Source organism: Arthrobacter sp. H35-D1 (assembly GCF_030063185.1).
GTDB lineage: Bacteria > Actinomycetota > Actinomycetes > Actinomycetales > Micrococcaceae > Specibacter.
In genome coordinates this window covers 20403-31792 of the sequence record NZ_JASISP010000032.1, presented here as the reverse complement: position 1 = coordinate 31792, position 11390 = coordinate 20403, and the positions used below count along the sequence as shown (strand labels likewise).

Annotated in this window: 10 protein-coding genes and 1 pseudogene; 5 read left to right on the top strand and 6 right to left on the bottom strand. The window is 63.0% G+C overall.

The annotated features are described in order from the left end of the window. A pseudogene (locus QMG25_RS20665) lies at positions 1 to 175 on the top strand (IS982 family transposase); the annotation flags it as partial. 192 nt (positions 176 to 367) lie between these two features. Here QMG25_RS20665 and QMG25_RS19100 read toward each other — a convergent pair. The 4 genes from QMG25_RS19100 to QMG25_RS19085 form a co-directional block, all read right to left on the bottom strand. Then, positions 368 to 568: a hypothetical protein gene (locus QMG25_RS19100; protein ID WP_283462676.1), complete on the bottom strand. Its 201-nt coding sequence runs from the start codon at positions 566 to 568 to the stop codon at positions 368 to 370. 269 nt (positions 569 to 837) lie between these two features. Next, positions 838 to 1833: a Gfo/Idh/MocA family protein gene (locus QMG25_RS19095; protein WP_283462675.1), complete on the bottom strand. Its 996-nt coding sequence runs from the start codon at positions 1831 to 1833 to the stop codon at positions 838 to 840. A gap of 668 nt (positions 1834 to 2501) precedes the next feature. Then, positions 2502 to 3179, bottom strand: a complete 678-nt coding sequence (locus QMG25_RS19090) for an ankyrin repeat domain-containing protein (RefSeq protein WP_283462674.1) — start codon at positions 3177 to 3179, stop codon at positions 2502 to 2504. Positions 3180 to 3228: 49 nt separating this feature from the next. Then, a complete protein-coding gene (locus QMG25_RS19085) occupies positions 3229 to 3798 on the bottom strand; it encodes a GlcG/HbpS family heme-binding protein (protein WP_283462673.1) in 570 nt (189 codons plus the stop codon). A 197-nt stretch (positions 3799 to 3995) separates the two neighbouring features. Between QMG25_RS19085 and QMG25_RS19080 the strand changes: the two genes are divergently transcribed. Continuing rightward, on the top strand, positions 3996 to 5183 hold the full coding sequence (locus tag QMG25_RS19080; protein WP_283462672.1) for a sensor histidine kinase: 1188 nt from the start codon (positions 3996 to 3998) through the stop codon (positions 5181 to 5183). Next, on the top strand, positions 5180 to 5806 hold the full coding sequence (locus QMG25_RS19075; RefSeq protein ID WP_283462671.1) for a response regulator: 627 nt from the start codon (positions 5180 to 5182) through the stop codon (positions 5804 to 5806). The genes QMG25_RS19080 and QMG25_RS19075 overlap by 4 nt, the downstream gene beginning before the upstream one ends. A 108-nt stretch (positions 5807 to 5914) precedes the next feature. Here the strand turns inward: QMG25_RS19075 and QMG25_RS19070 are convergent, their stop codons facing one another. Then, a complete protein-coding gene (locus tag QMG25_RS19070; protein ID WP_283462670.1) occupies positions 5915 to 6616 on the bottom strand; it encodes an SCO1664 family protein in 702 nt (233 codons plus the stop codon). A gap of 13 nt (positions 6617 to 6629) precedes the next feature. Continuing rightward, positions 6630 to 7286 (bottom strand): histidine phosphatase family protein, encoded by a 657-nt coding sequence (locus QMG25_RS19065; protein WP_283462680.1) that lies wholly within the window; start codon positions 7284 to 7286, stop codon positions 6630 to 6632. Between the two features lie 94 nt (positions 7287 to 7380). Between QMG25_RS19065 and QMG25_RS19060 the strand changes: the two genes are divergently transcribed. Further along, positions 7381 to 8769, top strand: coding sequence for a sigma 54-interacting transcriptional regulator (locus tag QMG25_RS19060; protein WP_283462669.1), 1389 nt, complete (start codon positions 7381 to 7383; stop codon positions 8767 to 8769). A 25-nt stretch (positions 8770 to 8794) separates the two neighbouring features. Further along, on the top strand, positions 8795 to 10801 hold the full coding sequence (locus QMG25_RS19055) for a vWA domain-containing protein (RefSeq protein WP_283462668.1): 2007 nt from the start codon (positions 8795 to 8797) through the stop codon (positions 10799 to 10801). The last annotated feature ends 589 nt before the right edge of the window (positions 10802 to 11390 follow it).

Sequence of the window (11390 nt, the reverse complement as noted above, 5' to 3'; positions counted from 1 at the left end):
CGAGTCCATCAATGACATCCTCAAGGGCCAACTCGATCTGGAACTACGCAGTGGAAGAACCCCGGCAGGTGTCATCGCCCGCGTCATCCAACGCCTCCTGGCCATGACCACCGCGATCAGGCACAACCAAACCAGCCAAACCATCCGCCGCTCACTCACCGCCTACAACCACTAACCCCCTGGAACTAGTCATCTAGGAAGTGGGGGCCGCAAAATCGTCCGGCTGATTGTCGAACACGGAGAGAGTCGAAGCAGCTTCCTAGAGGGCCCTATGCTCCAGAAGGTGCTGTGAGCCGCCAAGTGGGGAACTACCACCTTACGGTCGTAAACCCGATTGTCATTTTCGCAGTCCTCTGCACAAATCCAGCTAACCAAAAACAGACAGCTCCCTGTCGAGTGCTGCGGCTGAAATGCCCCAGAACGCCGACGTCGTAAAGACTCTGGCCGCAACCAGAAACCGCCGCCAGAACGCCAAATCTACGTCGAAACCTAGCCGGTGGAAAGTGAAGGCACAGCTGTCCACCGAGGCCGCAAACTCTTCGCTGTCTCCACCAAGTACAGGCGTCACCTGCAGAGTCTTGGCCTTGTGCACGCGCCAAGGCGTCCTCCTCGGCTGGGACGACGCCAAAAAGCCGGGGACTGCCCCCTGCACGTCACGCACTTCTTGCCTCAAAGTGATGTTCTGCAAGACTCGCCTGCACCCAGGCGTTTGGAACGAAGATTGGCTGTGGCAGCATGCGCAATTGGGGTCGGAGGCTCCGCCCTGAAATGCGGGATCTTTAGCCACGTTCTGGTCCAGCGCCGGAACCTGGTCCAGCGCCGGAACACCGTATCAGTTTAGATGCCCCGGTCTTGTTTCCGCGCTGTCTGGTCGAGAGCTTCTAGCACCCGTGAGTTGTTTTTTGCGTCCGTGAGATCATACCGGAGGGGCGTCCCGTTGATGATGCTGTCTGCGAAGTGTTCGCCCATCCGTACGAAGTGGTTTTCGCCCTTGATCTCGTGATGGATGGTGTCCTGCCCGAAGTGGTGCTCTTCCAGGACGGAATCTTCTTCCAAGAGGCTAAATGGATTGTCAAGGTAGAGCCGGCCTTCGGTGCCGGTAAGTTCTATAAAGTTGCGTCGCTCGAGGTTCACTCCGGTATCAAAGAGCGCCGTTGTGCTGCCAGGAAAGCGCAGCATGCCCGCAACACTGACGTCAATCCGACCTGCGTCGGTGGCCTCGCGGTAGTTGCCATAGGCAGCGACTTGAGCTGGTTCCTGTCCTGTGACCATCCGGCTGATGTTGACGCAGTAACCGCCCGTATCGAAAAGTGACCCTCCGCCGAGCCCGGTGTACCAGCGGATGTTGTCGTCCCCGCCTGCGTCCACCGTGTGGCCTACGTGAACAAATGTTAGTTTTCCCACAGCATGGGCCGCCAGCAGCTCTTGCAGTTTCTCGAACCGCGGGTGGAAACGGTACATGAAGCCTTCTAGGACTTTGAGCCCGGTCTCGTCGGCCTTGCGTGCGATCTCCTCGCACTCGGCGGCGCTCATCGCCAAAGGTTTTTCACAGAGTACGTGCTTGCCTGCATCCAAAGATTTTAGGATCCATTCAAGGTGCAGTGCGTTCGGCAGACATATGTAAACAGCGTCGATGTCCGCGGAAGCGAGCAGCGCCTCATAAGTGCCAAACGCCTTTGGGATACCGTGCTTGTCGGCATACTCCCTAGCCTTCTCCTCAGTGCGGGAAGCTATACCTACGACCTCACCGTTTTTCGTTTCTTGCAACGCCGGAATTGTCTTTCGGACGATGCGGGCCGTGCCCATGATGCCCCAACGCAATTTCTCGTTCATTGATTTCTCCTTTTTCACAACCTACCCCATCTGAGCAGGTTACTGGCCGTTGGCAGGCCGCAGACCTTTTGCGGTTTGAGCCGCAAGTCACGATTCGCTCCCCAGAGCGCGCTCCTTGACCGGGTACTGTCTAGGAGGGGTCAGGAGTTCGTGTCTCTTGAGCTCCACTCGAATGGCCCGCTAACTCTGGCGGCGATTGAGGCGGTAGATTTTTTGTTTGCCAAAAATGAGCCTATTACACGGCAACGCCACGCCTTGGGATCCCATGGCGGAACCACCCAAGCTCCACTCGGTGGGGTGCCAAAATTTCCTTTTCTGGCAACCGCGCAGGCACTGTGACGGCGTGATTTTGGCCTCGTTGCTGATTTTGGTGCATCGGTGACAGTAGAGTTTGAGAACGCTGACGCAGTGGTGGAATTCGAGTCCCTCATCGAGCGGGATCTGGACTCATAATGCAGTAGTGCCAAACCGCCCCGATCTCCGGATCGGGGCGGTTTGCGTGTGTGCCCAGCGCTGACATTCGCTTCGAGGAGAATGAAACAAGGCTGGACTGTCGCCACGCACCTACCCGAAGGGGGTACTCCTCAGCAGGATCCGCTCCTCTGTTTGAATCCGAGCTGAAATGGCACCATCTTGAGCAACAGTGTGGCTCCGTCCGACGAAGCCTTCTATCCTTTGAACCCCGACGCGTGGATCTGCTCCGCAATGGCCGCAAAGCCGAGCCGCTCGGCGTTGTCCAAGGCGGTGCGTCCCTCCCGGTCGCGGATGCCGGGGTCGGCACCGGCCTCTAGCAGCAGCATGACGGCCTGTTGCTGGGTTTCCCCGCCGTCGTTGAGCAGGATGGCTTCCTGCAGCGCCGTCCAACCGAGGTTGTTGACATGGTTGACGGGGACTCGGGCGGCAATGAGCATCCGGATGGTCTGAAGATGGCCGTGCTCGCTGGCAGGGATGAGGGCCGTGCCTCCGTAGCGGTTGGTGCTGGCGACGTCAGCCCCGTTTTCGAGCGTTATGGCGAGAACCTCGTTGAAGCCCTCCGCACCCGCATAGAGGTATGCCGAATCCTGGATGGAATCCTTGGCGTTGACGTTGCCGCCGGCCGCGATGAGCTCGCGGACCAGATCTGGTTTGCTGTTCTTGGCCGCGCGGACCAGCTGTTGGTCAAGGTCCATTTGTTCCGCCCCTGTCAGTGCCGGTGGTGTGGGGGAAGGCGCTGGGCTCTCCGTCTGCGTGGGCGTGGGTGCCCTATCACTTGTTGACGATGTCGGCGCAGGTGAGTTGGCGGTGTCGCCGTTATTCGCTGCCGTTGCGCAGCCTGACAGCCCGACGGCGAGCCCCAGTGCAGTCATCACAGTTCCTGGCTGGGGCCACCCGCGAATTTTCTTCATGGTTTCGAGCCTACTTCGCGGCGGAGGTGAGCGTGGCTGCGCCGGCGGCTGCGCACTTCTCGTCCAGCATGCCGTCGGGGGCGCCGCCCACGCCGATTCCTGCCACGGAGACGCCCTTGACCTTTAGCGGCACGCCGCCGGGAAGAAAGAGGGTGCCGGGCAGGTCGGCAAGGCCCGGTCCGTTGCCGGTGACGCGCGTGGCCAGTTCGGAGGTGGGCGCTCCGAAGGCTGCTGCGGTGTAGGCCTTTTCCTTGGCGGCCTCGATAGTGTGCTCGGCTGCGTTGTCACCGCGCAGCAGCGCCTGAACGGTGCCGAACCTGTCGACGAGGGCGACGGTGACGAACGGCAGGTTTTGTCCCTGGCATGTTTCCATGGCCACACGCACTGCGTTGGCCGAGGCCATGGTGCCGATGCGGTTCTGGGCCACGATGTTGGCGCCCGAGGGGGTCACTGGTGCTGTGGATGCGGCGACAGCCGGTGCTTTGTTCGGAATGCTGGCGTTGGCTGCGACTGTGGCCCCGCCAGCGAGAATCAATGCTGCGATGGACACTGCGACGGTGGTTTTGCTGGACAGTTTCATTTCGTTGCTCCCTGATGCTGCGTGGTGTAATGGCTTCCCCTCCATGCTGGCCGGAACCGGCCCATCTAGGCATCGGGCGCACGGGTCGTGCCGGCTCCCACCTTTGGCAGGTCGTATCAGCCAAAAGGCTGAGGCAGGGTCCGCGGCGGGCCCATATGATTGGACTGGGCAAACTACCAGCCCAAGAACGGACTCGCATGAGTGCCCCACCCACCGCGGAACAGCATGGCCGCCCCGCCTGGGGCCGAATCGACGCTGCGGTCCATTTCGGGTTTGCCGTCTTGCTGCTTACATCTGTGATCCGCTACGTCATGCGCCACAGCCCGGCAGATAATGTGGGCGTGCTGGTGCTGGCTGCCGGTGTCGCGGTCCTCTACACACTTGGTGCGATCCAGTCCCGCCATGCAGGATTCAGGGCGGGTTGCATGGTGGTGCTTCTGGTTGCTTGGTCTGCGTTGGTGGTGCTGGCGCCGAGCTTCGCTTGGTGTTCCTTCGCACTGTTCTTCCTCTGCCGGGCCGTGTTTCTCGGCAAGGCCGCTTACGTGGCAGCCGGGGTCACCACACTGGCCACCGCCGTCGGGCTGTTCCGACTGAACGGCGGCACAGACATTGCCATGTTGTTGGGGCCGCTGGCCGTGGGATTGCTGCTGACACTGGTCTACGACAGGATCGAGACCGACGCCCGCATCCAACGCGAGCTCCATGGCGAGGTTCAGCTTGCGCAACAACGGTTGCTGGACAGCGAGCGCACTGCCGGTGCGTTGGCGGAACGTGAACGTGTGTCGCGCGAAATTCACGACACAGTCACACAGGGTCTTGCCTCCAACATCCTGCTTTTGGAGGCGGCCGTGCGGCAGTGGCCGGAAGCGGCTGCCCGGGAGGGAGTGCAAGCGGCGACGAACCTGCTTCGCAGCAACCTGGCCGAGACTCGAAGCTTGGTCCACGAACTTTCCGGTCCTGCCTTGAGCGGGCAAGGTATGGCCCGCGACTTGCTCACCGCAGCCTCCGATTTCGTCGACGGAGCCGAGCTTCGCACGAGTGGCCAAGAGCGGGCAGTGCCCCAGGAGACCTTCCATGCGCTGCTGCGAGTGGCCCAGAGCGCGTGCGCGAATATCAAGTTGCACGCGGACGCAACCCACGTCAGCCTGAGCGTGGGTTACCTGCCCGAGGCTGTCACCCTGGACATTTACGACGACGGATGCGGCTTTGACCCGCTCGACCTACCAGCACCGGGGGCAAAAGGCGGATACGGCCTGCGGGCCATGCGACAGCGAGTGACACAGCTGGGCGGGGAGTTCTCGGTGGAGAGCAGCCCCGGTGAGGGGACCATCGTGGCTGCCGTTCTGCCGTTGCCGAACGAAACGGATCATAGGGAGGACACATGAAGGCCATCACCGTACTGCTGGCCGACGACCACCTAGTGGTGCGAACCGGGCTCATGGCACTTCTGGGCACTCAAACTGACATAGCCGTGGTAGCCGAGGTGGGCTCCGGCGAGGAGGCATTGGCCGCCGTCGAAGCGTTCCGGCCGGACGTGGTCATGATGGATCTCGCCATGGGGGCCGGCATGGACGGCATCGAAGCCATCAAAGCCGTGCGCAGCAAGGTGCCGGGGCAGCCGGTCCTGGTATTCACCACCTACGATTCCGATGCCGACATTGTCCGCGCCGTCGACGCCGGAGCCATGGGCTACCTGCTCAAGGATGCCGCGCCGGAGGAGATCTTTGCCGCCATCCGGGGAGCGGTCAAGGGCACCAGCCACATGAGCCCACCCGTGGCCTCCCGACTTTTTGAACACTTCCGCAATCCCGGGGCCGTGCTGACGCCGAGGGAGGCGGAATTGCTGGCGTTGTTGACTCAGGGGCTCAGCAACCGTGAGCTGGGGCGGCGCCTGTTCATCTCCGAGGCAACTGTCAAGACCCACCTTGCCCACATTTACGCCAAGCTCGGCGTGCAGGCCAGGGCAGAAGCTATCGCCACGGCCCTGCGGCGAGAGGGCATGCGCTAGAGCGGGCTTTCCAAGCTGAAGTGTCACCGGAGCCGATGACGACTGCTTGCACGACGACACTTTCCCGTGATGGGTTTAGCGCCCTCGAGATCCCCTTGGCGCCATCCGTTAAACCAGCGGCCAGGGGAACCGCATGCCGGTGCGATCCACCGGCAACGTGCCTTCGCGCAGCAGATGCTGCACCCGGCGGCGCGGTGCAGTGGCCTCGGCAGGGTCCAGCAGTTCGGCGATCTCCGCAGGCACGGAGTCGGCGAGTGAGGCGATGTCTTCCAGCGGAGGCTTGGCCATGGGATCACCGGCAAACTCCCAGATAACGGTGCGCAGCTTGAAATCCGACGAGAAGCACAGGCCGTGGTCAATTCCCCACACACGCCCGTCCAGACCACGCAGCACGTGGCCGCCCTTGCGGTCGGCATTGTTGGCGATGCAATCGAACAACGCGAGCTGCGCCAATGTCGAGTGGGTTTCGGGCACCTCGTCATAGAGGGTGAAGTAGTGTTCCCGCACGTCCCCATCGATGAACCACTGGGAGGAACCGATGCCCAACGGCGCGTCTTCGCGGATCAGGGTGAATGGCACAAGGTCCCATCCCAAATGTTCGCTGAGCAAGAAAGCTGCACGTTCGCGCCGGTACAGTCCGGGCTCAAAGTCAAACAAGGGCTTCTCGCCCGCTTCCGGTTTATAGACCGCCCACCCGGAGTCCTCCCCGGCCGAGACTTCAATGACGAATGCAGCGTTGCTGCTGCGCACAATGCGTCCGACAACCTCCACGTTGCCCTCAAGGAGCAGCGTCAGCTCCCGGGCGCGCACTCTTCAACCCGATTCACGGGGTCCTCAGCCCGCTCAAGGACTCCTGGGTCGAGTTCACCATGAGCACCTCGGGTGGACGTCCCTTCCCGAGGGAAATGACCGAGACGGAGCCGGGGCTGATGAAGACCCGCTGGAAGTGGTCAAGTGGCGTGCCCAGGGCGTGGGCGACGGCGGCCTTGATCGGATCGGCGTGGGAAAAGCAGACGACGACACCGTTTGGGTGGGCTTCGCTGATCCACTTGAGCGCCCCAACCATCCGGTCCTGCATTTCCGGGAAGCTCTCCCCGCCGGGAAAGCGGAAGGTTGACGGGCTGTTCTGCACGGTCTTCCACTGCGGCAGCTTCGCAAGGTCGGCCAGTGCGGCCCCGGTCCATTCGCCAAAATCACACTCGAGCAGCCCGCCGTCGTGAGTGATTGAAAGACCGGCGGTGTCCGACGCCGGCTCAGCGGTTTCACGCGTGCGCTCCAAGGGCGAGGAATAAAGCGCGTCAACTTCCAAACCCTGCAGGCGTCCTGCAAAGCTCTCCGCCTGGGCCCTGCCTCGCTCGGAGAGGTGGAGTCCCGAGGCCCGGCCGGGGAGCACAGTGCCGGTGGTGGGAGTTTCGCCGTGGCGCACCAGCAGGAGCAGCGTGCGAGGGGGCGCAGGGGGAGTCGAAGCTGTCACAGTCATCATGCTTCAGCGTAGGTGCTCGTGCAGGTTTGCGTACTGGATCGGGCAAAGTTGGATGCTGGATTTGCCGGGCATTCGGGATTACCTTTGAGGGGTGAGCGATCGCCCTGAAATCTTCACCCTTGGAGAACTGCGTGCCTCCGGCCATGTCCACCAGGACCTGCGCACGGAAATCCGCGAGAATCTGCTCGCCGCGCTGGCGGCGGGCCGTGATCCGTGGCCCGGAATCTTCGGTTTCAACCGAACTGTCCTGCCCCAGCTGGAGCGCGCCTTGATAGCCGGACACGATCTTGTCCTGCTGGGCGAAAGGGGGCAGGGCAAGACCCGTCTCCTGCGCACGTTGGCAGGGCTGCTGGATGAATGGTCGCCGATGATCGAGGGATCGGAACTGAACGAGCATCCTTTCGAGCCCATCACCGAACAATCAAAGGCCCGTGTGCTCACTGAAGGGGATCGACTGCGCGTGATTTGGCGGCACCGTTCGGAACGCTACGTGGAGAAGCTTGCCACCCCCGACACCTCCGTTGCGGACCTGATTGGCGACGTCGACCCAATCCGGGTTGCCGAGGGTCGCCGGCTCGGGGACCCGGAAACCATCCACTACGGCCTGGTCCCGCGCTCCAATCGCGGCATCGTGGCCATCAACGAATTGCCCGACTTGGCTGAACGGATCCAGGTTGCCATGCTCAACGTCATGGAGGAGCGGGACATCCAGATCCGCGGCTACGTGCTGCGGCTGCCACTGGACGTGCTGGTGGTGGCCTCGGCCAACCCGGAGGACTACACCAACCGGGGCCGGATCATCACGCCCTTGAAGGACCGGTTTGGCGCCGAAATCCGCACCCACTATCCCCTGGAGCTTGACGACGAGGTGGCCATCATTCGGCAGGAGGGAAAGCTGGCAGCCGACGTCCCGTCCGTCATTGTTGAAATCCTCGCCCGCTACACCAGGTCGCTGCGGCTCTCCCCGGCCATCAATCAGGGCTCCGGTGTTTCCGCCCGCTTCGCCATTGCGGGTGCCGAGACAGTGGCTGCGGCCGCATTGCGCCGCTCCACCCTGCGCGGGGAGGCCGACGCCGTCTCGCGGATTGTCGACCTGGGGGCCGCCGTGGACGTGCTGACAGGAAAGCTCGAATTCGAATCGGGCGAAGAAGGACGCGAGGATGCCGTCCTGGACCACCTGCTGCGCATGGCCACAGCCGAAGCGGTGCGGCTGCATTACCGGGGTCTGGACTTCGGCCCACTCGTGGCGGCGCTTGACGGCCACATCACCGTAACCACCGGGGACGAAGTGACCGCCAAGGAATTTTTGGACAACCTCCCGTCTTTGGATGGCAGCGGCCTGTACGACGAGATCGCCGGCCGGCTGAACGCCAAAAATGACGGACAGCGCGCCTCCGCCATCGAGCTGGCCCTCGAGGGCCTCTTCCTCGCCCGCAGGATCTCCAAGGATTCCGACGGCGGAGAAACCATCTACGGCTAGGCACGGAACAGGAACGGGCAGCATCATGGTTCTTCACAACGGGCCTTCCAGATACGGCCGGTACGCCGGAGGACCGGACCCGCTCGCCCCGCCGGTCGACTTGGCCGAGGCGCTGGAGACGATCGGCGAGGACGTCATGGACGGCTATTCGCCGCGCCGGGCGCTGCGGGAATTCCTGCGCCGCGGAACCCGCAACGGCGAGGGGCTCGACGAGCTCGCCAGCCGTGTCCAGCAGCGTCGGCGCGAGCTGCTGGGCCGCCACCGGCTTGATGGCACGCTGCAGGAAGTGAAAAAGCTGCTGGACACCGCCGTCTTGGAGGAACGCAAGCAACTGGCACGCGACGCCATGATGGACAGCACCGACCGCGTGTTCCGCGAAATGCAGCTGCAAAACCTGCCCGCTTCCACGGCTGCGGCGGTCAACGACCTTTCCTCGTACGACTGGCAGTCCGGCACTGCGCGGGAGGCCTATGAACGCATCAAGGACCTCCTCGGCCGCGAGGTCCTTGACCAGCGATTCGCCGGAATGAAGAAGGCGCTGGAGAGTGCCACGGATGAGGACCGTGCAGCCGTGAGCGAGATGCTCGGTGATCTCAACGAGCTGCTCGAGCGCCACCGCCGAGGCAAACGCACGGAGGCGGATTTCCAGCAGTTCATGGATCGCCACGGCCACTTCTTTCCGGAGAACCCGCAATCGGTGGAGGAACTCATTGACGCACTCGCGCAGCGGGCCGCCGCGGCACAACGGCTGCTGCAATCGATGTCGCCGGAACAACGCGAGGAGCTGATGCGGCTGTCCGCCCAGGCGTTTGGCTCCGCGGAGCTCATGGCCCGGCTGGAGCAGATGGATGCGAGCCTGCGCGCCCTGCGCCCCGGCGAGAACTGGTCCGGTTCCGAACAGTTCGAGGGCCAGGATGGCCTGGGTCTGGGCGATGGCACCGGCGTGCTCCAAGACCTCGCCGAACTCGACGGGCTGGCCGAACAGCTCTCCCAGTCACACAACGGGGCACATCTGGATGATGTGGATTTGGAAGCTCTCGCCCGCCAGCTCGGCGAGAGCGCCGCCGTCTCAGCACGCACCCTGGCTGAGATTGAGCGGGCCATGCATGACGGCGGCTACCTTCGTCGCGGTGCCGACGGAGAACTGCGCCTGTCCCCGCAGGCTGTCCGGCGGTTGGGGAAGTCGCTGCTGCGGGACGCCGCCAAGCAACTCTCCGGACGGCAAGGCAGCCGGGACACGCGGATGTCCGGTGCCGTCGGCGAGCAAACAGGTTCCAGCCGCGAATGGCAGTTCGGGGACACCGAACCGTGGGACGTCACCGGGACCATCACCAACGCGATTCGTCGCACCATCGCCGACGGCGGGGATCCAAGCCAGGGGGTGCAGCTGACGGTGGGGGACATCGAAGTGACGGAAACGGAGGCGCGCACCCAGGCCGCGGTGGCGTTGCTGGTGGATGTTTCGTTCTCCATGGCCGCGGAGGGGCGCTGGCTGCCGATGAAACGCACCGCCCTGGCCTTGCACCAGCTGGTCTCCACCCGATTCCGCGGCGACAAACTCGCGTTGATCACGTTTGGCCGTTACGCGCAGTCCATGGACATTGGAGAGCTCAGGGCGCTGCCCGCGCTGCGCGAACAAGGTACCAACCTCCACCACGGACTGTTGCTGGCCGGCCGGTTCTTCCGGCGCCACCCGTCCATGACGCATGTCCTGTTGATAGTCACCGATGGTGAACCCACGGCACATCTGGTGGCCGACGGTGAGGCGTTGTTCTCTTGGCCACCGGCCGAGGAGACCATCCGCGTCACCGTTGCCGAGCTGGACCGGCTTGGGCGGGCCGGCACGCAGGCGACGTTTTTTCGTCTCGGCGACGACCCCGGCCTTGAACGGTTTGTTCAGGGAATGGCACGGCGCATCGGCGGTCGCGTGGTCGCACCTGCTCTGGAAGATCTCGGTAGTGCCGTGGTGGGGGAGTACTTCCGGTCCCGTTTCGAGGCCAACCACGACGGCGGCACCGGACGGATCCTTTAGCCTCCCCCAGGCGCGGCGCGGCACGGCCCGGTGCGGCACGGCGAGGAAGCGTGGATGCGGCGGACAGAGGGGCGTCAGCGTTCAGTGGCTTGGCTTGTGGACCAGCATCGCTACCGATGGGACGACTTGTATTTTGCTATGAGACGCAGACCCAAATGGAAACAGGTTGTCAGGAACACCACGGATACGGCAAGGAAGATCCAATCACTGGCGGAAGGATCGGAGATTGCTGGTTGGATGCAGATCACCACGGCAAAGACTGCGCTTTTAGCGCTGATGCATGAATTTCCCGGCCCTAGACCGACCGGCGCGCCCGTTGCTGTTATACCGACCCTTCATGTTTGAAATCTCCATGTCAAAGAGCCGAAGTTGCATTTGGGCGACGACTGCAAAGGGGACAACCTCTGCGAGCGACCAAGGGATGGGAACGTTTCGAACGCGAGCGAGCTGCCTACGCTAGCCGGAGCCGCCGATGGTCGGCATGCCCTGACCCCAGCAAGGTGAGGCGACCTGTCAAGCGGATTCTGCCGTCAAATGTGCCCAGCCCGTGATTCCAGGGCATTCGGCACAATGTCGCCGGTATCAACCA

Bases quoted from the DNA above. Each gene is read 5' to 3' on its own strand.
- QMG25_RS19090 (WP_283462674.1), bottom strand. From the start codon at position 3,179: ATGACTGCACTGGGGCTCGCCGTCGGGCTGTCAGGCTGCGCAACGGCA.
- QMG25_RS19095 (WP_283462675.1), bottom strand. From the start codon at position 1,833: ATGAACGAGAAATTGCGTTGGGGCATCATGGGCACGGCCCGCATCGTC.
- QMG25_RS19080 (WP_283462672.1), top strand. From the start codon at position 3,996: ATGAGTGCCCCACCCACCGCGGAACAGCATGGCCGCCCCGCCTGGGGC.
- QMG25_RS19075 (WP_283462671.1), top strand. From the start codon at position 5,180: ATGAAGGCCATCACCGTACTGCTGGCCGACGACCACCTAGTGGTGCGA.
- QMG25_RS19065 (WP_283462680.1), bottom strand. From the start codon at position 7,286: ATGACTGTGACAGCTTCGACTCCCCCTGCGCCCCCTCGCACGCTGCTC.
- QMG25_RS19055 (WP_283462668.1), top strand. From the start codon at position 8,795: ATGGTTCTTCACAACGGGCCTTCCAGATACGGCCGGTACGCCGGAGGA.
- QMG25_RS19085 (WP_283462673.1), bottom strand. From the start codon at position 3,798: ATGAAACTGTCCAGCAAAACCACCGTCGCAGTGTCCATCGCAGCATTG.